16 protein-coding genes, 1 tRNA gene and 2 rRNA genes (1 of these 19 only partly in view) are annotated in these 24,922 nt (G+C 57.7%); 16 read left to right on the top strand and 3 right to left on the bottom strand.

Translation table 11 applies throughout. The annotated features are described in order from the left end of the window. The 4 genes from N655_RS0103535 to N655_RS0103520 form a co-directional block, all read left to right on the top strand. A 23S ribosomal RNA gene (locus tag N655_RS0103535) occupies positions 1–961 on the top strand; it begins 1,960 nt to the left of the window's first position. A gap of 204 nt (positions 962–1,165) precedes the next feature. Next, positions 1,166–1,282, top strand: a 5S ribosomal RNA gene (gene rrf, locus N655_RS0103530). Positions 1,283–1,686: 404 nt separating this feature from the next. Continuing rightward, positions 1,687–5,217, top strand: coding sequence for a TonB-dependent receptor (locus N655_RS0103525; RefSeq protein WP_162173481.1), 3,531 nt, complete (start codon positions 1,687–1,689; stop codon positions 5,215–5,217). 94 nt (positions 5,218–5,311) lie between these two features. Further along, positions 5,312–5,387 (top strand) — tRNA-Ile (locus N655_RS0103520). Positions 5,388–5,589: 202 nt separating this feature from the next. Here N655_RS0103520 and msrB read toward each other — a convergent pair. After that, positions 5,590–5,988 carry a peptide-methionine (R)-S-oxide reductase MsrB gene (gene msrB / locus N655_RS0103515; protein ID WP_026441881.1) on the bottom strand — a complete coding sequence of 133 codons (399 nt, stop codon included), beginning with the start codon at positions 5,986–5,988 and terminating at the stop codon, positions 5,590–5,592. A gap of 25 nt (positions 5,989–6,013) precedes the next feature. Then, the gene (locus tag N655_RS0103510) at positions 6,014–6,406 is read right to left on the bottom strand and encodes a RidA family protein (protein ID WP_026441880.1); all 393 of its coding nucleotides are present in this window, start codon (positions 6,404–6,406) and stop codon (positions 6,014–6,016) included. A 177-nt stretch (positions 6,407–6,583) separates the two neighbouring features. Here N655_RS0103510 and N655_RS0103505 point away from each other — a divergent pair, with 177 nt between their 5' ends. The 4 genes from N655_RS0103505 to N655_RS0103490 are packed head-to-tail and all read left to right on the top strand — an operon-like array spanning position 6,584 to position 8,933. Next, positions 6,584–6,997, top strand: coding sequence for a winged helix-turn-helix transcriptional regulator (locus N655_RS0103505; protein WP_238324463.1), 414 nt, complete (start codon positions 6,584–6,586; stop codon positions 6,995–6,997). Beyond that, on the top strand, positions 6,994–8,172 hold the full coding sequence (locus N655_RS0103500; protein ID WP_026441878.1) for a WD40/YVTN/BNR-like repeat-containing protein: 1,179 nt from the start codon (positions 6,994–6,996) through the stop codon (positions 8,170–8,172). Before N655_RS0103505 ends, N655_RS0103500 begins: the two co-directional genes overlap by 4 nt. 3 nt (positions 8,173–8,175) lie before the next feature. After that, a complete protein-coding gene (locus N655_RS0103495; RefSeq protein WP_069955802.1) occupies positions 8,176–8,634 on the top strand; it encodes a VOC family protein in 459 nt (152 codons plus the stop codon). A 2-nt stretch (positions 8,635–8,636) separates the two neighbouring features. Further along, complete coding sequence (locus tag N655_RS0103490) at positions 8,637–8,933, top strand: MoaD/ThiS family protein (RefSeq protein WP_026441876.1); 297 nt, start codon at positions 8,637–8,639, stop codon at positions 8,931–8,933. Between the two features lie 9 nt (positions 8,934–8,942). Here the strand turns inward: N655_RS0103490 and obgE are convergent, their stop codons facing one another. Beyond that, on the bottom strand, positions 8,943–9,974 hold the full coding sequence (gene obgE / locus N655_RS0103485) for a GTPase ObgE (RefSeq protein WP_026441875.1): 1,032 nt from the start codon (positions 9,972–9,974) through the stop codon (positions 8,943–8,945). Between the two features lie 149 nt (positions 9,975–10,123). On the opposite strand from obgE, the gene N655_RS0103480 reads away from it, so the two are divergent. The 8 genes from N655_RS0103480 (at position 10,124) to glgP (ending at position 24,862) form a co-directional block, all read left to right on the top strand. After that, positions 10,124–13,402: a TonB-dependent receptor gene (locus N655_RS0103480; protein ID WP_026441874.1), complete on the top strand. Its 3,279-nt coding sequence runs from the start codon at positions 10,124–10,126 to the stop codon at positions 13,400–13,402. Positions 13,403–13,626: 224 nt separating this feature from the next. After that, positions 13,627–17,016, top strand: coding sequence for a TonB-dependent receptor (locus tag N655_RS0103475; RefSeq protein WP_049961231.1), 3,390 nt, complete (start codon positions 13,627–13,629; stop codon positions 17,014–17,016). 101 nt (positions 17,017–17,117) lie between these two features. Next, on the top strand, positions 17,118–19,136 hold the full coding sequence (gene mnmG / locus N655_RS0103470) for a tRNA uridine-5-carboxymethylaminomethyl(34) synthesis enzyme MnmG (RefSeq protein ID WP_026441872.1): 2,019 nt from the start codon (positions 17,118–17,120) through the stop codon (positions 19,134–19,136). A 67-nt stretch (positions 19,137–19,203) separates the two neighbouring features. Then, positions 19,204–19,467 (top strand): UBP-type zinc finger domain-containing protein, encoded by a 264-nt coding sequence (locus tag N655_RS20205; protein ID WP_081823782.1) that lies wholly within the window; start codon positions 19,204–19,206, stop codon positions 19,465–19,467. Between the two features lie 14 nt (positions 19,468–19,481). Further along, complete coding sequence (locus tag N655_RS0103460; RefSeq protein WP_026441870.1) at positions 19,482–20,825, top strand: pyridoxal phosphate-dependent decarboxylase family protein; 1,344 nt, start codon at positions 19,482–19,484, stop codon at positions 20,823–20,825. Then, a complete protein-coding gene (locus N655_RS17120) occupies positions 20,792–21,739 on the top strand; it encodes an aldose epimerase family protein (RefSeq protein ID WP_049961230.1) in 948 nt (315 codons plus the stop codon). Before N655_RS0103460 ends, N655_RS17120 begins: the two co-directional genes overlap by 34 nt. Before the next feature lie 41 nt (positions 21,740–21,780). After that, positions 21,781–22,959: a galactokinase gene (gene galK / locus N655_RS0103450; protein ID WP_044933914.1), complete on the top strand. Its 1,179-nt coding sequence runs from the start codon at positions 21,781–21,783 to the stop codon at positions 22,957–22,959. A 145-nt stretch (positions 22,960–23,104) separates the two neighbouring features. Next, the gene (gene glgP / locus N655_RS17115; RefSeq protein WP_044933911.1) at positions 23,105–24,862 is read left to right on the top strand and encodes an alpha-glucan family phosphorylase; all 1,758 of its coding nucleotides are present in this window, start codon (positions 23,105–23,107) and stop codon (positions 24,860–24,862) included. The last annotated feature ends 60 nt before the right edge of the window (positions 24,863–24,922 follow it).

The raw sequence follows: 24,922 nt of genomic DNA, 5'->3' as shown, positions 1-24,922 counted from the left end.
TAAGGTAGCGAAATTCCTTGTCGGGTAAGTTCCGACCTGCACGAATGGCGTAACGATCGTGCGACTGTCTTAACGAGTTGCTCGGCGAACTTGTAGTACCGGTGAAGATGCCGGTTACCCGCAGCTAGACGGAAAGACCCCGTGCACCTTTACTACACCTTAACTATGAATTATGGCTCTCACTGCGCAGGATAGGTGGGAGGCTTTGAACCCAGGCTTTCGGGCTTGGGGAGCCACCGGTGAGATACCACCCTGTGAGTGCTGTGATTCTAACCTCCTCCCGTCATCCGGGAGAGGGACATAGTTAGGCGGGTAGTTTGACTGGGGCGGTCGCCTCCCAAATTGTAACGGAGGCGCGCGAAGCTACTCTCAGGCTGTTTGGAAATCAGCCGTCGAGTGCAAAGGCATAAGAGTGGTTAACTGTGAGACCTACAAGTCGAGCAGGTGCGAAAGCAGGCCTTAGTGATCCGGTGGTTCTGTATGGAAGGGCCATCGCTCAACGGATAAAAGGTACGCCGGGGATAACAGGCTGATCGGAGCCAAGAGTTCATATCGACGCTCCGGTTTGGCACCTCGATGTCGGCTCATCGCATCCTGGAGCTGTAGAAGGTTCCAAGGGTTAGGCTGTTCGCCTATTAAAGCGGTACGTGAGCTGGGTTCAGAACGTCGCGAGACAGTTCGGTCCCTATCTGCTGTGGGCGTAGGAGATTTGAGGGGGGCTGTCCTTAGTACGAGAGGACCGGGATGGACGAACCTCTTGTGTTCCAGTTGTCCTGCCAAGGGCACGGCTGGGTAGCGAAGTTCGGTTGTGATAACCGCTGAATGCATATAAGCGGGAAGCACGCCCCAAGATGAGATCTCCCTGAAGGGCCCAGAAAGACCATCTGGTTGATAGGCTGGAGGTAAAAGCGCAGTAATGCGTTCAGCTTACCAGTACTAATCGCCCGTTCGGCTTGTCCATAGAATTAATTCTGTGCAGTTTTTATCGCAGACAAATTCAACAGGCCTTGTGAGCAAACCAATCGGTTTCGTTGTGAGATATTTCTTTCGACAAAGTTTGTTCCTTTGTCGTTATGGCGCCAGTTTGCCCTATCGCGTCCGGAAAAAATCGTCCGTTGACGCCATCTGGCTGCGGGAGAAACAGCCCGCCAAGCGCCTCAAGTTTGCCGGTGACCATACCGCGAGGGTCACACCCGTTCCCATCCCGAACACGGAAGTTAAGCCTCGCTGGGCCGATGGTACTGCACGGGAAACTGTGTGGGAGATTAGGTGATCGCCGGCATAATTCTTAAGAAAAAGCCCGCTCAAAGGAGCGGGCTTTTTCTTTCTCCGCACTTTCCTGTTCTCCGGCCCAGCTTCCCCCGCATCCCCTCCTGCTGCTTCCTCCCCGTGCAGCAAAGATACTACCTCATAACATCCTGGTTCGAGTTATGGACTGACCACAGATCAACACCTCCTCCGCTTTCTCAGGATTTCTTGCCGCGGGTATTTCCTTCTTGACAACCCATTGTTTATCGAAATACGATGGCGCACGCATTCTCAACCCAGACAAAAAAGGCAGAGAATGTGTTCGGACCTAAGGTCGCCCCTCGTCTCGTAAGTGGTCAGACCTCTAGGAAATCAAGGTTCTTTTTGAGGCTAAAAATGGACGCTTTCTTTCAGAAAATCTTGAGGCTCTCGCTCTGCTTGCTACTTTCCCTTTGTGCCTGGGCGCAGGCGGACCGTGGTAGTATCGGCGGAAAAGTCACCGACGCTGCTGGCGCAGTCGTACCGAATGTGACCGTTGAACTGAAAAACGAAGCCACCGGTGTCATACAGAGTACGGTTACAAACAGCGCAGGCGACTACCTCTTTCAGGCCCTAAATCCGGGGTCCTACACGCTTTCCATTACACATCCAGGCTTTAAGCAGATGCAGCGGACGCACGTTGTGGTCGACGTGAATGCCACAAATGAGCAGGACATTGCTCTTGAATTGGGCTCTGCCTCGCAAACTGTGCAGGTCACCGCAGGCATCCAGAACATGTCGACCACCTCACCCTCCGTGGGACTCGTGGTTGAGCAGCGCAGCATTCAGGAGCTGCCTTTGATCTATGGCAACCCGTTTTCGCTTGAGGTCCTGGCGCCCGGAATTCTGCCCTCAGGCGTCAATCCCAACATCCACACCTATGACAGCAGCACGGCGAATGTTTCCGTCAATGGGTCTGCGTTGAATTCCCTCGAATACCGACTGGACGGCGCTCCTGACAATCGCATCCGCCTCTCTGCCTATACGCCCTCCACCGAGATGATCAACCAATACCGGGTGGAGACAGCAAGCTATGACGCCACAGAAGGGCATTCCTCCGGCGGCTTTGTGAATGTCAGCCTGAAATCAGGCACAGACCAATTCCATGGTGGCGCGTTTGTCTATTATCAGGACCCGAGCATCAATGCAAACACCTGGACCATTGGCAATTCAAGCTCGGCAGCCAAGCCCTCCTGGATCCGCGAAGGTGCTGACCTGGGCGGGCCAATCTGGAAGCAGAAGGCATTTTTCTTTTTCGGATGGGAGCACAGCCGCGCCGGGAACCCGAATGTTCTTGTGCAGACGGTCCCCACTTTGGCAGAGCGGCAAGGGGATTTCTCTGCCCTCTATGCGCTGGATACAAAGCATCCTGCGGGTACCACGAATACATGGCAGATCTACAACCCTTTGAGCGGGCACCTGTGCAGCAGCAGTGGGACGGAGGTATGCCGGAACCCCTATCCCAACAACCAGGTGACCAACATCAGTTCTATTGCGCAAAAGATCCTCTCCTATTGGCCGAAACCGAATGCTCCCGGAAATTCGGATGGAAGCAACAACTATTCGTATGCCGCGCGCGAACCCGACTATTACTATGCGCTGGCTGGACGCATTGACTACAATCCCACTCCCAGCCAGAACATCTTCGGGCATATTGTCTGGAGCCGCCGCATGCAAAAGGACAAGAATGCATACTTTTTCCCCGTTTCCGGAACAACACTGACATATCTCAACCATGGCATTGCCTTGGGCGACACATGGACACTCTCGCCCCTGACCCTGCTGGACATGCATCTGACTTGGACCCGTTTTGTGAACCAGAACGTGCTTCCCTCACAGGGCCTGCTGAATGCCACGGATCTGGGAATGCCGGATTATCTGGTGAACGGACTTCCCCCAGCAGCCAATGCTTTCCCACGCATCGATGCGACCGGATATACCTCGTTGAATTCCGACAGCGGCGTGCTTTCTCATGACGATGTCACCATGGCGTCCATCCAGATAAGCCATGAGCTGGGTAATCACTTCCTGCGGGCCGGTTTTGAATACCGTATGTACAACACCAATGGCGGTTCCACGGCGCAGTCCAATGGTCGCTATAATGCAACGGGAAAATATGCTACGGCCAACAGCAATACTTCGGCCCAGTCCATCGGGCAGAGCCTGGCGGAATTGGAAAGTGGCATTGTTGATACTTCCTACATCACCATCAACGCTGATTTTGCTTCACGCTCCAATTACATGGCGGGCTGGCTGCAGGATGACTGGAAGGCCCTGCCCAACCTGACGCTCAATGCTGGACTGCGTTGGGAATATGAAGGGCCTCTCTCTGAGCGGAATTTCAAGGCCAATACTTATTTTGATTTTGCCGCAACCAATCCTGTGGCCTCTGCCGCACAGACCAACTATGCAAAAAATGCAGCGTCCTATCCCTCGGTGCTCCCGGCCCCCGGACAGTTTCAGGTCAATGGCGGCCTGCGTTTTGCTGACCAGAACGGATTTGGACGTCAGCTCTATCGCTCGCAGGTCCTCAATCTGCTTCCTCGCGTTGGGCTTTCCTACCGGTTTGAGCAGAATTCCGTGCTGCATGCCGGATACGGGATCTTCGATGATTCCCTGCAGACCTTTTATATGTCGGGCGGAAATGCCGGATCCACAACCACCTTTCTGCTTTATCAGCAAGGCTTCAGTGCAACCACCACGCAGAGCGCGACCCCGGACAATGGACTGACCTTCCCCAGCACTTTGGCCAATCCCTTTCCCAATGGAATTGCACAGCCTACTGGCAGCTCTCTCGGATTGGAAACGTTCCTGGGCCAGTCTGTCAGCTTCCAGCCTACAAACCCAAAGACCATCTATAACCAGCGGTGGAGTTTGGATGTCCAGCACCAGTTTGGTTCCTGGGTGGCCATGGTGGGATATGTGGGCAATCACGGTCTTCATCTGCCTGTCAGCCAGCAGTTTGACGCGATTCCGCAGCAGTATCTCTCCCGCGTGACCAATGAATTCGATAACGCTGTGTATAAGGAACTAGTGGCCAGCGTTCCGAATCCCTTCTATAAAGTCCTTCCCAGTACCGTTTCGCTGGGATCCTCCAAGACAACGAGCGTGGCGCAACTGCTGTTGCCTTATCCGGAATTTACAGGGGTTACGGCATATACAAACAATGGGATGTCAAACTACCACTCGTTGCAGGCCATGATGTTGCGACGCTTCACCAATGGTGCATCTTTTACCTCGGCCTTCACCTGGTCAAAAACAATGGATGCCACGCAGTATCTGAATGCTTCCGACGCAAAACCTTGGTATGGGCTTTCCGCAAACGATCGCACCTTCCGCCTGGCCCTCTCCGGCATTTATGAATTTCCCTTCGGAACGGGGCGGCGGTTTTTCAACCAAAGCAACGCTGTGGTGCGCGCCATCATTAGCGGATGGCAGATGCAGGGGCTTTATCAGGTCCAAAGCGGGCAGCCTTTGTCCTTTAATCCGGAAAGCACCAGTCCGGTGTACACCGGGAGCAATCCAGTAAATTCAGCCTGGGGGCGTGGTGGTTATAAGAAGTCCATCCAGCCCGGACAAGCCGGATACTGGTTCAACATCGCCAACTGGCTGACCAATACCAGCTCCTCCGGCTGCACTACGAACCTTTGTCCCGGTGTGCTGCCGAACTCCTACCAGGTTCGCACTTTTCCCATCCGTTTTGATGGGCTGCGGGCCGATTTCTTGAACCAGTTTGACGCCGGTGTGCAAAGAAACTTCGCCGTCTGGCGAGAGACCCAGCTCCAGTTCCGCGGCGAGGCCATCAACGCACTGAATCATCCTGTTTACAGTGCTCCGAGCACCGACTGGACCAACAAGGCATTCGGCCAGATTACCTCGCAGGCCAACCAGCCACGGGTCTATCAGTTTTCAGCCTTTTTGCGCTTCTGACGCTGAGGGGGCCCTGCCGGGACCACAGAACGGCAGGGCATCTTCTTCTTTCAGATAAAATAAAAAAGCATCACCGCAAAGCATCCCGCCTTCCGGGCCTGTAGCTCAATGGTCAGAGCAGGGGACTCATAATCCCTTGGTTGGGGGTTCGAATCCCTCCGGGCCCACCAGAGAAAAAGTCGCAGTAGAACTACACTGCGAATGCAGTAAATATATACTGCAAGCTGAGGTCAACCGAGGTACAGCAGAGCACATCCTCACCTTAGTCAGAATCGCGAAACTCCGCCTCAATTGTGTTCAAACTTTCGCAAAATCAGCATCAAAGCACCCGCGAAAATTCAGCATCCAAGCACACGGGATGGTGTTGGCCTGCTACGCTTTCTCAAATGTGAGTGCCGCTGAGTTGATGCAGTAGCGCAGCCCGGTCGGTTGCGGACCATCAGGAAACACGTGGCCCAGATGTGCGCCACAGCGGGCGCAGGTGACTTCCACCCGGCGCATGCCGTGACTAAGGTCTTCGTGGGTCTCGACGGCTTCCGTATTGGCAGGCAGCCAGAAACTGGGCCATCCGCTGCCAGACTCGAATTTCTTGTCCGATGTAAACAGGTCCGCGCCGCAAGCCACGCAGCGGTAGATGCCGTCCTCGTGGTTGTAATACAGCTTTCCGGTAAACGGAGGCTCGGTGCCCTTTTCACGCGTGATGTGATACTGCTCCGGAGTCAGCAGCCTACGCCATTCTTCCTCTGTGCGATGGATTTTTTCAACAGCCATAAGGTGTCCTCTCTTGCTTGGATGGTCAGATCCGGGCAATGGCTTCTATCTCTACTAGAGCATCTTTGGGCAGTCGCGCCACCTCCACTGTGGAACGTGCCGGAGGGACAACGCCATCGGGCGCAAAATACGTGCTGTAAATCGCATTCATAGCGGCGAAATCGGCCATGTTTTTGAGAAAGACCGTTGTCTTTACCACGTTGTTAAGACTGGTCCCCGCAGCTTCGAGCACTGCCTTCAGGTTTTCGATGGCACGCGTGGTCTGGGCCTCGACTCCGCCCGCAACCACGTTCCCGCTCACGGGATCGAGTCCCACTTGCCCAGAGGTATAAAGAAAATCGCCGCTGCGCACCGCCTGCGAGTATGGGCCGATGGCCGCAGGGGCCTGAGGGGTAGAAACAGCCTGTTTTTCGCTCATAAAGACTATTGTGTCATCTGTTGCTGAGGGACTTCCACAAAGACGGGACGACCATGGGTCTTCTGTCGGCGATAAAATACTTGCAAAAGAAAAGTAAATCCTGATAGGGTGGTGGGCGTGCCTGGAAAGGCCAAGTCAGAAAGAGAAAACAGGTCGGGGTGTCCGGTCAGCATTGCCTTGGAGGTCTTTGGCGACCGGTGGTCATTGCTGATTGTGCGCGATTTGATGGTGAAGGGGTTCCGGCGGTACAACGAATTTCTTGCCTCCGGGGAAGGCATTGCCACCAATATTCTGGCGGACCGGCTCAGGAGGCTTGAGGCCGCAGGGATCGTCCAGACGGAAGTAGATGAAGCAGACAGGCGAAAGCTGAATTACCGGCTGACAGAAAAGGGCATTGATCTTGCGCCGGTCATGCTGGAGCTGCTGATCTGGGGTGCACGTCATGAAAGAACAGGCGTGCCCTGTGCTGTGATTGCCGAGATGGCCAAGGACCGCGAGGGCCTTTTAAATGAGGTCCGGCGGCGCTGGGAGCAGCGCGACCCAACGCCCTTGTTGCCGTGGTTTGCGCGCAGAACAGAGGAGGGAAGATGAGCAAAGTCAGAGTGCTGGTGGGGACGCGGAAAGGCGCATTCATTCTTACCGCCGACGGCAAGCGCGACAAGTGGGAGATCAGCGGCCCGCATTTCGCGGGCTGGGAGATCTACCACATGAAAGGCTCACCGGTCGATCCGGACCGCATCTATGCTTCGCAGACCAGCGGCTGGTTTGGGCAGGTGGTCCAGCGCTCCAGCGACGGCGGGAAGACCTGGGAAACGCCGGGAGGCGGGGTGGGAAGATCGCCGGAGGGCTTTCCCATCGGTGAGAGCAACCGTTTTGTCTACGATACCTCGACGGAAAGCGGCACTCCTTTGACGACCCACCAGTGGTATGACGGCACACAGCATCCCTGGGAATTTAAGCGTGTTTGGCATCTGGAACCTTCGCTTACAGACCCGGACACGGTCTTTGCCGGAGTCGAAGATGCGGCCATCTTCCGCTCGACGGACGGCGCGCACTCCTGGCATGAACTGCCCGGACTGCGCGGCAATGGTACAGGTCCGCGCTGGCAACCTGGGGCTGGCGGCATGTGCCTGCACACCATCATCCTTGACCCCGGCAATCCGCAGCGTATGTATGTTGCCATTTCTGCCGCAGGCGCCTTCCGCACTGACGACGGCGGCAAGTCATGGACGCCCATCAACCGCGGTCTGCGCTCGCAGTTTCTTCCTGATGAGGACGCCGAGGTCGGACACTGTGTGCACCACATTGCCATGCATCCCGAGCATCCAAACCGGCTCTTTATGCAGAAACACTGGGACGTCATGCGTAGTGACAATGCTGGCGATTCCTGGAGCGAGGTCAGCGGGAACCTGCCTACAGATTTCGGCTTTGTGATTGATGTGCATGCGCACGAGCCGGAGACCATTTACGTTGTTCCAATCAAAAGTGATTCGGAGCATTATCCGCTGGACGGCAAACTTCAGGTCTTCCGTAGCCGCTGCGGGGGAAACGAGTGGGAGCCCCTGACCAAAGGTCTTCCGCAGAGTAGCTGCTATGTCAATGTATTGCGCGACGCTATGTCCGTAGACCGCCTGGACAAGTGCGGTATCTATTTCGGCACGACTGGAGGACAGGTGTTCGCCTCAGCAGATGCAGGCGACTCATGGTTCCCCATCGTCAGCCATCTGCCGCCCGTTCTTTCCGTGGAAGTACAAACGCTGGAGTAGATCATGATACGAGGAATCACACCATTCCTGTGGTTTCAGGATCAAGCCGAAGAGGCTGTAGACCATTACCTGTCCATCTTCAGGAATGGCAGGGTCCTGAGCGCCTCGACAAGGAACGGGAAGGTGCTATTGATGAGTTTTGAATTGGAGGGCCAGAAGTTTCAGGCACTGAACGGCGGCCCCATCTTCCAGTTCACAGAAGCGGTTTCTTTTCTGGTGAATTGCGAGACGCAGGAGGAAGTAGACCATCTCTGGGAGAAGCTCTCTGAGGGGGGCCAGCCGGGCCGCTGCGGATGGCTCAAGGACAAGTTCGGGATATCGTGGCAGATCGTTCCTGCCCTGCTGGGCCAGCTGATGGGCGATCCAAATCCGCGAAAAGCAGGTGCAGTCATGCAGGCCATGATGAAGATGGACAAGATCATTCTTGCCGACCTGCAGCGCGCCTATGATCAGGCAGCGTGAGCATGGTCCGTGTCATACTCCCGCAGCACCTGCGCACGCTGGCGCAGGTAAAAGATGAGGTGTTGCTCGACGTGGCAGCCACGGCGACGCTGGCGTCCGTGCTCGATGCTCTGGAGGCAAAGTACCCGGTCCTGCGCGGGACCATCCGGGATCATACGACGAAGCAACGCCGCGCCTTTCTGCGCTTCTTTGCCTGCCAGGAAGACCTCTCCCACGAACCACCGGACACCGTTCTGCCCGAAGCCGTGATTCAGGGCAAAGAGCCGTTCATCATTCTGGGGGCAGTTGCCGGGGGGTGACGATTGCCCCTAGGAAACTGTTTCCTTCGGACTCCGCAACTCCCGCACCCGCTCGCCCATGGCATACTTCAACGCATCAACGCCCTCGCCTGTAACCGCAGAAATCACATAAAACGGCATCTTCCGCCGCTTCGCCATGGTTTGCAGCTTTTTGAGCTTCTCCGGATTGGCCACATCGGCCTTGGCCGCAACGACGATCATGGGCTTCTCATCCAGACCGTGGCCAAAGCTCTGTAACTCCCCCTGAATTACTTTGAAGTCTTCCACCGGGTCGGGCCTTCCGCTGGCGTCGGAAACGTCTACCAGATGCGCCAGCAGACGTGTGCGCTCAATATGGCGCAGGAACTGCACACCGAGTCCAGCGCCGTGGCTTGCGCCTTCAATCAGCCCGGGAATGTCCGCTACGACATAGCTCTCTTCATACGGAGCTGCGCCAATCGTTACGACCCCAAGATTTGGCTCCAGCGTGGTAAAGGGATAGTCCGCAATCTTTGGCTTTGCGGCTGAAATCCTGGAGATGAGTGTCGATTTACCCACGTTGGGATAGCCCACCAGTCCCACATCGGCCAGCAGTTTCAACTCCAGACGATAGCGCCGCTCCTCGCCCGGACGTCCTGGCTCATGCTCGCGCGGGGCCTGGTGCGTAGGGGTGGCAAAGTGCTGGTTGCCGCGTCCGCCGCGTCCGCCGCGGGCAATTACAATGCGCTCATCGGGCGTCTGGAAGTCGTGCACCAGCTCGCCGGTCTCATCGTCGTAGAGCATGGTGCCGACCGGTACTTTCAGCACAATGCTTTCGCCATCGCGCCCGGTGCAGTTGGACCCCTCGCCGTGTCGTCCGCGCTCGGCCTTGTGTTCAGGATTGAACCGGAAGTGCACCAGCGTGTTGTGCCGCTGGCTAGCTTCCATAATCACATCGCCGCCGCGTCCGCCGTCTCCGCCAGAGGGACCGCCGCGCGGCACAAATTTTTCCCGGCGGAAGGCCACGCAGCCATTACCACCGTCACCGGCTTTTACCCGGATTCTTGCCTCGTCGATAAACATTTCTCTTGTTTAGTCTAACGAATCACGTAATCTCGGAAGCAACTTCGTCGGTAAACCTTGGTTGTGCTCGCAGACAGTCTGCTTTGTCTGCGGGATTTTTGGGCCTGGGGGCTTCCTGGCCTTGACTCCTCTGCCTGGAGAAGAGCTGCTTGAGGCTGCGCTTCGTTTTGTTGTGCCTGCTGCTGTTGTCTTCCGGATGGGCCGGTGCCCAGTCAAACACCGCCGGCGCCATTGCCGGGACGGTGCTTGACGCTGAAGGCCGCGTCATTGCCCATGCCCAGCTTGCCTTACGCAACCCCTCTACCGGATTTGAGCGCAATCTGACGGCCAGCGAGGCCGGACGCTTCTTCTTTGAAGAGCTGCCCCCAGGGACCTACACGCTGATGGTGGGCGCCGATGGATTCGCCCCCTGGATGGCGTCGTCACTCACCGTGGAAGTTGGCCGCCTGACGCACATTGTCCCGCAGCTTGCCGTGGGGACCGCCCAGACCACCGTGCGCGTCAGCGGCGACGCCAGCCAGATTGACACCACCACCGCCGCCGTCTCAGAGAACATCACTCAGGACCAAATCGAAAATCTGCCCTCGAACAGCCGCCGTTGGTCCAGTTTTGCCCTGCTTGCGGCCGGCGTCACCCCGGACCAGGACGGTTATGGCCTGCTCAGCTTTCGCGGTATTAGTGTTCTGCTCAACAACAACACCATCGATGGTGCGGACAACAACCAGGCCTTTTTTTCCGAAGAGCGCGGACGGACCCGCATTGGCTATTCCACCACGCAGGCTGCCGTGCGCGAATTTCAGGTAAACACGTCGAACTTCTCTGCCGAATATGGACGCGCCGCAGGAGGGGTCGTCAATACCGTTACCAAAAGCGGAGGCAACCAGGTCCACGGTGAGTTGTTCTTCTACAATCGCGACCGGGACCTTTCTGCGATCAACCCATTCACCACCATCACCACGCGGAATGCCGACGGCCAATTCATCACCTCTCCCTTTCAGCCCGAGGACACGCGCCGCCAATGGGGACTGAGCGCCGGAGGCCCCATCCGAAGAGAAAAGCTCTTCTGGTTCTTCGCCTATGACCAGTACAGGCGTAACTTTCCTGCCATTGCCCGGGCTGATGATCCACAGAAGTTCTTTGAAACGCCGACCTCTTCACAGGTCCAGACGCTTGCCGCCCGTATTCAGCAGACATACGAGCAGGCGCTTGCCAGCTACAACAAGCTGCTCAATGGCCTCAACACTCTGCTGGGCAATGTTCCTCGCAACGGCAATCAGATCATTTTCTTTCCCAAGATTGACTGGCAGATGGGCGAGCGCCATCACCTGACCTTCCAGTACAACCACATGCGCTGGAACTCGCTCAATGGTGCTCAGACTGGGGCCTCGGAAACCTATGGCATCGCCAGCTTCGGCAACGATTTCGTAAAAGAAGACTGGGGCCTTGCGCGCTGGCAATACTTTCTCAGCGCAAACCTGCTCAATGAGATGCGCTATCAGTACGGGCGCGATACGGAATCTGAGTTTGCCGCTCCGCCAGCACCTTTTGAGCAAAGCCTTTCCCGAAATGTCTACGGACACGCGCCGCAAATCTCAATTGCGCCATCGAGCTCCGGCTTTCGTTTTGGTAAGCCGGCATTTCTCGACCGCCCTGCTTATCCTGACGAGCGCCTTCATCAGTTTGTGGACATGGTGACCTGGGTCCGCGGCAGCCATGTCTTCAAGTTTGGATACGACCTTAACTATGTGACCGACTACAGCAACAATCTCTATGCCCAGAATGGCGTCTATGACTATGCCAATGTCCTCGATTTTGCTGCGGATTACTACTCTCCCGGCCACTGCTCCGGGACCACCACCGGGGCCGGCAACCTGCCTTGTTATTCCTGGTTTGAGCAGGGAGTTGGCCCGACGACCTTCCAGTTCCAGACCGCCGACTACGCCGGGTTTGTCTCCGACGAGTGGAAGCTGGGCCACGGTCTGACGCTTTCTCTGGGGGTCCGCTATGAATATGAACAGCTTCCCGATACCAACAGGAACCTGGTGAATCCGGACATTCCTCAGACTGCCGCCCTCCCCCATGACAAAAACAACTTCGGCCCGCGCCTGGGCCTGGCCTGGGACATCTTAGGCAAAGGCCATACCGTCCTGCGCGCCGGATACGGCATGTATTACGGCCGCATCATCAACTCGACGGCCTTTACTGCGCTCACCGCTACCGGGTCCGCACACAGTCAACGAACGTATTTTTATCGCCCGCGGGACGCCGGGGCCCCGCCCTTTCCCTATGTCTTCAGCAGCAATCCGGTGCTGGCCGTCAAGCCCAACGCCGTATATTTTGACCCGCACGCGCAAAACCCGCAGGTCCACCAGACCGAGCTCTCCCTGGAACAGGACCTTGGGCACAAGACCGTCCTGACACTGACCTACATGGGCAGTACTGGCCGCGAATTGCCCAACTTTGTGGACACAAATATCGACCTCTCTGCCGTGCAGCGCATCACTTACATCATTGATGACGCGACCGGGAAGGGGCCGCTCAAAGGTACCTACACTACGAACTTCTTTGCCAAACGCATCAACCCTAATTATCAGCAGATCACCGACATCTTCACGGAAACCAACTCCTGGTATCAGGCCGGGGTCATGCGACTGGCTCACCGATCGCGCGTCCTCGACCTTCACGGCAGCTACACTTACGCCCACGCCATCGATTTCAACCAGAACGAGAGCACCTTTGCCGACCTGAACGATGTGCTCGACCCCACGAACTTTCGGCTTGAATACGGCAATTCCAGCTTTGATATTCGCCACCGCATCACCGGAGGCGCTGTACTGCATGCACCCTGGGACCTGCATGGAATCTGGGGCCATCTGGCCAATGGATACCGTCTGGCCCCCACGGCCGAGCTCCGCACCGGCCTTCCTTTTACCATGCGGACGACCGGCTCCATTCCGGCCCCGGCGTGTTCCTATCAAAACGCGCTCATCTTCGACTATGCCCCGGCCTGTCTTTCTGCCGGAGGCACCGGGGTCATTACCGACGCCGGCTATCAGGTCGAAGGACTCGGTGCCAGCATCAACGGCTCTGGGGGAGACAATCGCCTGCCCACCGTCGGACGCAATACCTTTCGCTATCCTCGCGTCTATAACGTGGATGCGCGGTTTTCCAAAACCACCCGGCTGGGCGACCGCTGCACATTGGAGATTTTGGGCGAAGTCTTCAATGTGCTGAACCACCAGAATGCTACCAGCGTGGATACCATCGGCTATTCCATCAGCAATCTCAAAACCGAGAACGACACCGCCCACCTTACCTTCCTGAGCGGGGCCAACGGACAACCACGCTTCGGCACCATCACCAACTCCAACAGCACCACGCTCTACCGAGAACGCCAGGTTCAGTTCGCCCTCAGGCTGCATTTTTAGCCATCATAAAGATTTGAAATAGTCATTTCTTCTCACCGCTGCCTTTTGCTATGATTCCCGCCAGAAAGGCCAGGCGTTTACGAGTTTGTAACGCAACTGTGAGACGCTAATTTTGGCTGTTTCGGGCCGCGCACGTGAGACCTCCCCCAGAGGCGCCCGAAAGCTGCGCAGGATTTTCGCCTCCTGCTAAAACGCCAAGTTTTTTCTTTTGAGGAGAGCCAGTTATGCTTCAACGTCGGTCCCTGGGCGCAGGGATGTTCCTGTTTTGTTTTGCGCTCTTGTTCGGATTCTTACCCATGGCGCATGCCCAAAGTACGACTGAGGGCGCCATTGCTGGAACGGTAGAGGACTCCAGCGGTTCAGCAGTCGTCAACGCAAAGGTCACCATCCACAACAACGGCACCAATGCTGAAACGGTCCTGACCACCGACAACAGCGGCTATTTCAAGGCCCCCCTGCTTTCTCCCGGCGTCTATACGGTAACGGTAAGTTCGCCCGGCTTTGGTGATTACAAAGCCGATACGGTTGCCGTCACCGTCGGCTCACTCACCGAACTCCATCCGGTCCTCACGGCAGGTTCGGTTTCCCAGTCCGTGGTGGTCACCTCTGAGGCCCCGCTGCTTAAGTTTGAGTCGCCGGAAATCTCCACCACGCTGACCACCAAGCAAATCCTCGATCTGCCTCTGAACGGCGGTCGCTGGTCCAACCTGGCGCTGCTCACACCGGGCGCTACTTCTGACGCCAACGGCTTCGGACTGATTAGCTTTCGCGGCATCAGCCCGCTGATGAATAACGTTGAGATTGATGGCGCGGACGACAATCAGGCATTCTTCTCAGAAGAGCGCGGACGCACCCGCGAAGGCTACTCCACCTCACAGATTGCCATCCAGGAGTTTCAGGTCAATACTGGCGTTTATTCTGCAGAATACGGACGTGCTGCTGGCGGTGTGCTCAATGCCGTCACCAAGAGCGGTACAAACGAGATTCATGGTCAGGCCTATTTTTATGATCGTGATAATGACTGGGGCGCGCTGAACCCCTTTACCACCTACACCGGCATTACTGCCAATCCTGCAGGAGGCGCGCCGAACATTATCACCGGGGTCCCTTTCCAGCCCAAGGACTGGCGCAAGCGCTGGGGCTTTGGCGCCGGCGGCCCACTCATCAAGGACAAGCTCTTCTGGTTCTATGCCTATGACCAGTATCGGCGCAATTTTCCCGGCGTGGCAAAACCGGCATCGCCCTCCGCTTTCTTTAACCAGTATGCTGATCTCACCTTGCCTTCTGGGGTCACCTGCACCGCTACGGCTACCAAGGCCTCTCTGAACGGCAGCACCTCTCTCGGGGACATGAACGCCTGTGCGCTGGCCTGGCGTGTCTATGGCGGCAACTACAGCACTGCTGCCGCAATGTACAATCAGCTCCTCTATGGCAAGGCAGTTTCTTCCCTCACTGGACTCAACAATCCCGGACTGCTCGACGATCTCGGGGCCACTCCACGCACCGGCGACGAAGTGCTGAATACTCCCAAGCTGGACTGGCAGATCAACCAGAAGCACCATGCCAGCTTCCTCTTCCATCGCCTGCGCTGGGACTCGCCCGGCGGCGTGCAGACGCAGACATCCAACAATTATGCGATTGATACCTTCGGCACTGACTTCGTAAAGCTCGACTACGGACTCGCCGAACTGGCCAGCCTCTTTTCTCCCTCGCTCTCCAATGAGCTCCGCTTCCAGTACGGGCGTGAGCTGGACGACGAAGGCCAGCAGCCTTACTCAAGCTTTACCAGGAGTTACCTGAACAACGCCACCGGTACTCCGGTCCAGCTTGCCATCTATGGTTCCAGCAGCGGCACCAATAACAACGGCTTTACCGCCGGTATGCCCTATTATTCCTTCCGCCTTGCCTATCCGGACGAGCGCAAGACACAGCTTGGCGACACGGCCAACTGGACGCATGGGAACCAGAACATCAAATTCGGATTCGACATTGTACGCAACGCCGACACCATCAACAATCTCTATGAGAGCAACGGCGTCTATACCTACACGTACTTCTCGGATTTCTTTGCCGACATCCTGGCCCCGAATGGCACCTGCGACAGCTCCCAGTCCCAGATGGGCCGCGGCAGCTACCCCTGCTATTACGGATTCACCCAGGGCTTTGGCACGCCCAAGTTCACCATCACGACAATGGACTATGGGTTCTTCGTGCAGGACGACTGGAAGCTGACGCCACGCCTGACGTTGAACCTGGGCGTGCGCTATGACTATGAGCACGTGCCGCCACCATTCCCGACCCTGCTCAAGACTGAAGTCAACTACTATGCCCCCACAGCCAACCATCCCAGCGATACCAACAACTTTGGTCCGCGCATTGGCCTCTCCTGGGACCCCTATGGCACGGGCCACACCGTCGTCCATGCTGGTTATGGAATTTACTATGGGCGCAACCTCAATGGCATCATTCTGAACACGTATGAGGGCACGGGCAGCCCGCTCGGGCAGTACACCATCCCCTCAATTTATGGGCAGAAGGTCTCGGCCGGTGCCCCTGCTTTTCCGCAGGTCATTGCCAACGGGACCTTCCCCACGCCCAGCCTCGACTACTTTGCGAAAAACTTCCAGGTGCCACAGGTCCATCAGTTCGACTTCAGTGTGCAACAGGAAATCGGACACGGGACGGTCTTCTCGCTCAGCTATTTGGGGGCGTTGTCTCGTGAGCTGCCCAACTTCCTCAATCTCAACCTGAACCCTGCTACCAAAAAGACGGCAACGCTGACTGTCGTTGCAGGGAAGGACGGGACATGTGGTCCGCTGGCTTGTGGTACGCAGATTCCGACCACGTATTACACCCGCTCCTACATCAACCCCAGCTATGGCAGCGTCACAGAGGTCATCAGCAACATCAACGCCAGCTATCACGGCATGGTGGCGGACATCCAAAACCGCGGCAATAAGTATGCCCAGTTTGACGTCAACTACACATGGGCCCACGCACTGGACTTCAACCAAAACCAGAGCACAGCGCCCACCGCGAACAACTGGTTTGACCCTTGGGGCGACCCGCGCGCCAACTATGGCAACTCAAACCTGAATGTGCCCAACCGCTTCGTGGCCTGGGCCCTGCTCAACTACCCGGGGGCGGCCACCAGCTGGGTGAAGTATTTTACGAATGGCTGGCACCTGAACCCCATCTTCCAGGCGCAGAATGGCCTGCCTTACTCGGCCAGCTTCAGTGGCACACTCTCCGGTGCGGCTGCTTCCGGAATCATCGGCTCCGGGTCTTCTTCCTGGTTCCCGCAGATCGGGCGCAACACCTACCAGATGCCCAGGACCATGGACCTGGACCTTCGCCTGCAGAAGGACCTGCGCTTCAGCGAACGCTTCAATCTCGAACTGCTCGGCGAGGTCTTCAACGTGGCCAATCACCAGAATGTGACGGGAATCTACAGCACGGCATATTCGCTGAACTCTTCAACGAATACGCTCGTGTATCAGTCCAAAACCGGTGTCGGCGTGAATGCAACCGGTTTTGGCGCGGTCACAAACTCCAACTCTAACTTTGTATACAGCCAGCGTCAGGTCCAGCTGGGAATGAAACTGGATTTCTGATTCTTCCCTCGAATGCCTTCACTCAGCGGCGGCCTCGGCCGCCGCTTTCTTTTCCTGGCAGAGAGCAGTTCCCATAAAATAGAGGCAGAAGCATCGCTCTCATGCCTTTCACGGAACAGTACGATGTCGTCGTGGTTGGGGCCGGACATGCCGGCTGCGAGGCGGCCATGGCCGCGGCCCGCATGGGCCTGCGCACCGCCCTGTTCACGCTGAACCTTGATCTCATCGCCCAGATGTCCTGCAACCCGGCCATCGGAGGCATCGCCAAAGGCCATCTTGTCCGCGAAGTGGACGCCCTTGGCGGAATCATGGGCGAAGTCGCCGATGCGGTCGGCATCCAGTTCCGTCTTCTAAACACCTCGCGCGGCCCCGCGGTCTGGTCGCCCCGCGCCCAGTGCGACAAGCAGCAGTACCGCGTCAAAATGCGCGAAGTGCTCGAATCGCAGCCCAATCTGTTTATCAAACAGGCGGAAGTTGCCGACGTTGTCTTTGCTGAAAGTTCAGCCAGCGGGCAAGATGCTGCATCGGGCCGGTGCAGCGGCGTCCGGCTGCGCGATGGCCGCCTCGTTCGTGCCGGGGCAGTCGTCATTACCACCGGAACATTCCTTAACGGCCTCATCCACTGCGGCGAAGAAAATTATCCGGCCGGCCGCAGCGGGGAGCCGCCTTCCGTCCTGCTGGGAGAGGCCCTGAAGCGCCTCGGCCTGCGCGGTTGCCGCCTGAAGACCGGTACTCCGCCGCGCCTTGACGGACGCACCATCGACTGGTCGAAATTTGAAGAGCAGCCCGGGGACCCTGAGCCGACCCCCTTCAGCTTCCGCACAAAAGAGATCCGGCAGAAGCAGATCTCCTGCCACATCGCCTACACCACGCCGGAGACGCTGCGCCTCATCCGCGAGAATGTGCACCGTTCGCCCATGTATTCCGGACAAATCCAGGCCATCGGCCCGCGCTACTGCCCGTCGATTGAAGACAAGGTGGTCAAGTTTCCGGACAAGGAGCAGCACCAGTTTTTCCTGGAGCCGGAGGGGCTGAACACGCATGAGGTCTACGTAAATGGCATGTCCACCTCGCTGCCGATGGAAGTGCAATGGCAGATCGTCCATTCCATCCCGGGCCTGGAGAATGCTGAGATGCTGCGTCCCGGTTACGCCATCGAGTACGACGCCATCGATCCAACCGAGCTGGACCGCAGCCTGCGGGTGAAGAAGTTTCAGGGCCTCTACCTTGCCGGCCAGATCAACGGGACCTCGGGTTATGAGGAGGCCGCCTGCCAGGGAATCATGGCGGGAATCAACGCCGCCCTCTACGTCAAGGGCGAGCAGCCCTTCACGCTCGACCGGACCGAGGCCTACACCGGCATCCTGATTGACGACCTCATCAGCAAGGGCACCAATGAGCCGTACCGCATGTTCACCTCGCGCGCCGAGTTCCGCCTGCACCTGCGCATTGACAATGCTGACCGCCGCCTGACCCCCTATGGCCGCCGTCTGGGACTCATCAGCGACGCAGCCTGGGCCGACTACGAAGCCAAGCAGGCCCGCGCTGTTGCGCTCGAAAAACTGCTGGCGACAAAGAAGATTGACCCTGAACGCGTCGCTGCCCTCATACCAGACCTGTCGGGAAGCGGCATCGCTGGTCAGACCTATGCGCAGCTGCTCAAGCGTCCGGAAGTGAAGATTGAGGGACTTTTTCCCCTCATCCGCGAAGAGCTGTCGAGTGCAGACCAGACGCTCTTTGCCTCCTGGCTCAAGCCTGAATGGTCGTCCCGTCCGGCGCCGCGCAGCGACGGGGCCGAGGGGCCAGCACCTCTTCCTGCCCACATTCGCAATGAACTCAAGTCCGTCGAGACAGAAATCAAATACTCCGGCTATCTCGACCAGCAGAGAAAGGCCATCGAAAAGCTGAAGAAGGCCGAGGAGCGCATCATCCCGGAATGGTTTGACTACAAAAGCGTCAGCGGCCTCTCGCGCGAGATGCAAGAGAAGCTGATGCGTGTGCGTCCGCAGACCATCGGACAGGCCAGCCGTATCCCCGGCGTCACGCCGGCCGCGCTCTCGCTCATCAATGTCTACATCGAAATTCAGTCCAGGCGCGGACAGATGCCGCAGGTCCGGTGACGCCCGGTTTTGCCGCCGCTCTGTCTTCAGGAGCACAATGGTTCTACGGAAACAGCGGGAGGCAACCATGAGGCAAGCGTCCTGTTCCCATCTCCAGGACCATGTGAAGCGCGTAAGACCATCCAGCAAAGGATGCGAAGAGTGCCTGAAGAGCGGCGACCGCTGGGTGCACCTGCGCATGTGCCTGGAGTGCGGGCACGTCGGCTGTTGCGATTCTTCCAAAAATCGTCACGCCCGCGCGCACTTCCACACGACGCAGCATCCCATCATCCAGTCTGTTGAACCGGGCGAGGACTGGCGCTGGTGTTATGTGGATGAGACCTATTTGTAGATATCCTGTTTAGGATGACACAGGACCCTGCGCTTCAGCTTCTGGCTGAATTTCTTCCTGAATTGCAAGAGGCGTTCTCGCACCTGCCTGCCAGCGGTTCCGGCAACGCACCCCTGGACGCCATGCGGAACGTACTCGCCCAGGTGGTCTCCCGCATGGCAGACAACTACCCTTACTTTCATCCGCTCTATGCCGGACAGATGTTGAAACCGCCGCATCCGGTGGCGCGTGCCGCCTATGCCCTGGCCATGTGGATCAACCCCAACAATCATGCATTGGATGGGGGCCGTGCCAGCTCGCGCCTGGAAATGGAGGCCGTGCGCGAAATCGCTTCTATGTTTGGCTGGAAAGAATTTCTGGGACATCTCACCAGCGGCGGAACATTCGCCAATCTGGAAGCGCTTTGGGTGGCGGGCCAGCTTGCTCCAGGGAAGAAGATTGCCGCATCTGACCAGGCCCATTACACGCACAGCCGCATCAGCGCCGTGCTGGGGCTGCCGTTTGTGGGCGTGCCAGCCGACCCACGCGGGCGCATGGACCTTGCTGCGCTGGAAACCATGCTTCAGTCTGGCGAAATCGGTACCGTTGTCGTCACCCTGGGCACCACTTCCATGGGTGCGGTAGATCCGCTGCCGCAGGTGCTCGAACTGCGCAGAAAATATAACTTCCGCGTGCATGTGGATGCGGCCTACGGCGGCTATTTCAAGCTGGCCTCAAATCTTGGACCAGACGCAGCGTCGGCATTCGCCAAAATTCATGAGGCCGACTCCATCGTTGTGGACCCGCACAAGCACGGTCTCCAGCCTTATGGATGCGGTTGCGTGCTCTTCCGGGACCCCACAGTCGGCCGCTTCTATAAGCACGATTCTCCCTACACCTACTTCACCTCCAGCGAGCTCCATCTGGGCGAGATCAGCCTGGAGTGTTCGCGGGCCGGGGCCGCGGCAGTGGCTTTGTGGGCCACACAAAAGCTGCTTCCGCTTCATGCCGAGGGCGAATTCGCCGTCAGTCTTGCTCAGGGTCGCCAGGCCGCCCTCTATCTCTACAGAAAAATTGCACAGGACCCTCGTTTTCTTCCCGGACCAGAGCCGGAACTGGATATTCTGGTATGGGCTGTGAAAGCGGATACATTGCAGGAATCATCGCAGCGTGCCCAGGAAGTCTTTGAACGGGCTGCGGCCATGGACCTGCATCTGGCGCTGGCGCAGCTTCCGGTGAAGTGTTTTGCCGCAGACCAATGGCCTGATGCTTGCTCTCAGAGCAAAGTCACCGTTCTGCGCTCAGTGCTCATGAAGCCGGATCATCTGAGATGGGTGGACGAAATATGGAACAGGCTGGTCCGCGCAGCGGAGATGTAATTCTTGAAAACCATCATCTGCGTGTTGTCATCGCCCCGCATTTGGGCGGAAAGATTGCTTCGATCCAGGTCAGGCCGGAAGGCGCTGAACTGCTGCAGGGGCCGCTCCGGCCCTACGCGCCACGCACATGGTCCATGCCTTTTGATGCCAGTGACGCCAGCGGATGGGACGAATGTCTGCCTTCGGTTGCCGCCTGCGAAGTGGCAACCTCTGCGGGGAAGACTCTGGTCCCTGATCACGGGGACTTCTGGCAGGTGGAGTGGCATGTTGTTTCGCAAAATAAGAACGCTGTGGCCCTCTCGGCAGATGGTTTCAGTCTTCCGCTGCGTTTCAGCAAAGCCATCACGCTTGAAGAAAATCATCTGCACATCGCCTATCAGGTGGAAAATACCGGCGGATCTCCCGTTGCGTACCTCTGGTCAGCACATCCGCTCTTCGCCGTAGACCCTGGCGACCGCATTGTGCTTCCACCCTCGGTGAAGCAGGTTGTTGTGGAAGGCTCCGCCAGAGGCCGCCTGGGTACGAAGGGAACAGAACACCTCTGGCCGAAGACCACTCTCCGTGATGGCACGCACTGCGATCTGAGCGTGACTGGCAGCCCCGAAGACGGCACCGGAGACAAACTCTTTGCCGCTGCGCCTCCGGAAGGCTGGTGTGCCATCGAGCGCCGCAGGCTGCGACGCCGCGTCGAACTTCAGTTTGACCCGCACATCTGCACCCATTTGGGACTCTGGATCTGCTATGGCGGCTGGCCATCGGGGAAGGAAAATCGTCAGTATTGCGTGGCCCCCGAACCCTGCACGGCCCCTGGCGATTCCCTTGCGCACGCCATCCGCGCAGGCCACGCGCAAGAGCTTGCCCCGCACCAGCAGCGCTGCTGGAAACTGACCTTGAAAGTGGATGGTGTAGAGTAATTACAACAAGTTCGACTTCTGCTGAGGGGACATTGTTTTTCATGAAAAATGTAAGCGCTATCAAGGAATTGCACCAGGAGCGGACAGGGGCCCTTCCAGCCCTCTTCATTGCCCCCGGCAGAGTCAACCTGATTGGAGAACACACCGATTACGCAGACGGGTTTGTGATGCCGGCCGCAATTGATTTTGCCACCATCGCCGCCATCTCTCCGCGCCGCGATGGACAGGCCGTCATCTACTCCAGAAATTTTGATGAAACCGTCAGCCGTCCCATTGCAGAAGTTGGATCGCGCGGGGCCCATCACTGGAGCGACTACCCGCTGGGTGTGCTTGCGACTCTGCTTGAGGAGAGCATTGCAGTTCCCGGCTTCGACCTCACACTTTATGGGGACGTTCCGTTAGGCGCCGGGTTAAGTTCCTCGGCTTCGATTGAAGTCGCCAGCATGATGGCCATGCTGCATCTGGCCGGAACATCGCTGCTGCCGGAAAAGGTGGCACAGCTGTGCCAGAGGGCGGAGAACGACTACGTTGGAGCGCCTTGCGGCATCATGGACCAGTTTGTCTCCTGCTGCGGGGCCGAAGACCACGCACTTCTGCTCGATTGTCGCAGCCTCGAATACCGCCTTGCACCAGTCCCAAAGCACCTGAGCCTGGTCATCTGCAACAGCATGGTCAAGCATTCCCACGCTGGCGGAGAATACATCACGCGGCGCGCCGAGGTAGAGGAGGGCACTGCCATCCTGCGCCGGCACCGTCCGGAGGTCCGGCTCCTGCGCGATGCCACGATGGAAGACCTGCAACAGTGGGGCCACGAGATGCCCCCCAATGTGCTCAAGCGCTGCCGCCACATCATCACAGAGAACGCCCGTACAGTTGCTGCAGCAGAGGCGCTGGAGGCAAATGATCTGTCCTTGCTCGGACGCCTCATGGCCGAGGCCCATGCCAGCTATCGCGACGACTTTGAGGCAAGCTGCAGGGAAGCAGACATCCTGGTGGATCTGGCCATGAAGCAACCCGGTTGTATTGGTGCTCGGCTCACCGGGGGAGGCTTTGGAGGATGTACCGTCAATCTGGTGGAATCGGAGCGGGCGGAGGACTTTGCCTCGACCATGGCAGAAGGTTATCAAGAAGCCACAGGCATCCATCCGGAAATCTATCTGAGCCGCGCATCGGCGGGCGCGCACGCCGTCGAAGAACCTGCCAGGGCCGGCAGGGAATAAGCTCCAGAGGCCCTTTTTTGCAGAAACATCGCGACACGCTTGGTAAAATCAATTCCAAAGCTGTTTGCTGAAAGAAGAAAGTACAGATCCATACCGGGTTTTCTGGGGCACTGCTTCACGAAATCGTATGGGGAGCCGTTTCTGAATGAGCCTTCCTTTTTCTCCTCTTCATCCTTCTCGTCATTCGAGAATCGCTTATTTTTCCATGGAGATTGCCGTTTCTCCGGAAATGCCGACCTACAGCGGTGGTCTGGGGGTCCTGGCTGGGGACACGCTCCGCTCGGCCGCAGATGCCGGCCTGCCCTTGGCCGCCGTTACTCTGGCACACAGAAAGGGCTACTTCCGCCAGCATCTGGACGCATGCGGGATGCAGACAGAATCTGAGCAGCCATGGAACCCCGAGGACCGGCTCATCGCTGAAGAACCTGTTGTCACCGTAACGCTCGAAGGCCGCAAAATTGCCGTCCGGGCCTGGCGCTACGACGTCAAAGGCGTCACCGGGCACTCCATCTCCATCTATTTTCTGGACACGGACCTTGAGCAGAATGACCCTCGCGACCGTGTGCTGACAGACCATCTTTATGGAGGAGATGGAGACTACCGTCTGCGCCAGGAGGCCATCCTTGGCATCGGCGGCGTGCGCCTGCTGCACGCGCTGGGCTTCCGGGCCGCCGTCTATCACATGAATGAAGGTCATGCGGCGCTGCTGACCGTGGCCCTGGTGGAAGACCAGCTCCGTGGGGCCCCGCTGTCTACTGCTCGGCCGGAGGACCTGGCTGCGGTACGCCAGAAATGCGTCTTCACCACCCACACTCCCGTCCCCGCCGGACATGACCGTTTCTCTCAGGAGCAGTCCCATCGCATTCTGGGCAGCGAAATTGCGTCTTTTCTGGAACAGCACGGCGGCGTCCATGACGGTCTGCTGAACATGACCTATGTGGCGCTGGACTTTTCGCGCTTCGTCAACGGCGTGGCCATGCAGCACGGCAAGGTGTCCCGCTCCATGTTTCCTGAGTATGAGATTTCTGCTATCACCAATGGTGTGCATGCAGTCACCTGGACCGCGCCGGCCTTCCAGTCCCTCTACGACCGTCATATGCCGCGCTGGAAGCAGGACAACGTTACGCTGCGCTATGCCATTGATATCCCGGAAGAGGAAATTGTCGCAGCGCACATGCAGTCCAAGCAGGCGCTGATGGATGCTGTGGCCGCCCGCACGGGCGTGCGTCTTGACCCTGGCGTATTTACCCTGGGTTTTGCGCGGCGCGCAGCCACTTATAAACGCGCTGACCTGCTGTTTACAGATCCTGAGCGTCTGGTCCAGTGTGCGCGGGAGCATGGTCCCATGCAGGTCCTCTATAGCGGAAAGGCGCATCCGGCCGACACTCCGGGAAAGGAAAAGGTCCGCCGCGTCATCGAATTGGCCCGTCAGCTCAGCAGCGACTCGCTGCGGATCGTGTACCTGGAAAATTACGAATGGCAGATGGCTGCCCTTCTGGTCAGTGGGGTGGATGTATGGCTGAACACTCCCAAGCGGCCTTATGAGGCCTCTGGCACCAGCGGTATGAAGGCCGCCCTCAACGGCGTGCCCAGTCTCAGCATCCTCGATGGATGGTGGATCGAGGGCTGGATCGAGGGCGTTACTGGCTGGGCCATTCAGGACCATGACGATGAATCGGCCGAGGCGGGTTCCCTCTATGGCCATCTGGAGCAGGTGGTCCTTCCGATGTATTATCAGCAGCCGCAGCAGTGGTGCCGTATCATGCGCTCTACCATTGCACTGAATGGTTCCTTCTTCAACACACAGCGCATGTTGGAGCAGTATGTCGTCAACGCCTATTTCCCGGAAGACATCGTTGCGCAGGCGGCACAAATCCAGGAACCGGCAATGGCCAGCTCATAAGATGAAAATCTTTTTCCGTGGAGCAACAAAAAGGACTCTCCGGGCTTCTCTCCTACCGCA

Origin of the sequence: Pseudacidobacterium ailaaui (assembly GCF_000688455.1) — a bacterium.
GTDB classification, from domain to species: domain Bacteria; phylum Acidobacteriota; class Terriglobia; order Terriglobales; family Acidobacteriaceae; genus Pseudacidobacterium; species Pseudacidobacterium ailaaui.
Note: the sequence above shows the minus strand (reverse complement) of the source record. Positions and strands in the feature narration are given on the sequence as shown.

Coding starts and splice junctions, on each gene's coding strand:
- msrB (WP_026441881.1), bottom strand. CDS start 5,988: ATGGCTGTTGAAAAAATCCATCGCACAGAGGAAGAATGGCGTAGGCTG.
- N655_RS0103510 (WP_026441880.1), bottom strand. CDS start 6,406: ATGAGCGAAAAACAGGCTGTTTCTACCCCTCAGGCCCCTGCGGCCATC.
- N655_RS0103500 (WP_026441878.1), top strand. CDS start 6,994: ATGAGCAAAGTCAGAGTGCTGGTGGGGACGCGGAAAGGCGCATTCATT.
- N655_RS0103495 (WP_069955802.1), top strand. CDS start 8,176: ATGATACGAGGAATCACACCATTCCTGTGGTTTCAGGATCAAGCCGAA.
- N655_RS0103490 (WP_026441876.1), top strand. CDS start 8,637: ATGGTCCGTGTCATACTCCCGCAGCACCTGCGCACGCTGGCGCAGGTA.
- obgE (WP_026441875.1), bottom strand. CDS start 9,974: ATGTTTATCGACGAGGCAAGAATCCGGGTAAAAGCCGGTGACGGTGGT.
- N655_RS0103475 (WP_049961231.1), top strand. CDS start 13,627: ATGCTTCAACGTCGGTCCCTGGGCGCAGGGATGTTCCTGTTTTGTTTT.
- mnmG (WP_026441872.1), top strand. CDS start 17,118: ATGCCTTTCACGGAACAGTACGATGTCGTCGTGGTTGGGGCCGGACAT.
- N655_RS20205 (WP_081823782.1), top strand. CDS start 19,204: ATGAGGCAAGCGTCCTGTTCCCATCTCCAGGACCATGTGAAGCGCGTA.
- N655_RS0103460 (WP_026441870.1), top strand. CDS start 19,482: ATGACACAGGACCCTGCGCTTCAGCTTCTGGCTGAATTTCTTCCTGAA.
- N655_RS17120 (WP_049961230.1), top strand. CDS start 20,792: ATGGAACAGGCTGGTCCGCGCAGCGGAGATGTAATTCTTGAAAACCAT.
- galK (WP_044933914.1), top strand. CDS start 21,781: ATGAAAAATGTAAGCGCTATCAAGGAATTGCACCAGGAGCGGACAGGG.
- glgP (WP_044933911.1), top strand. CDS start 23,105: ATGAGCCTTCCTTTTTCTCCTCTTCATCCTTCTCGTCATTCGAGAATC.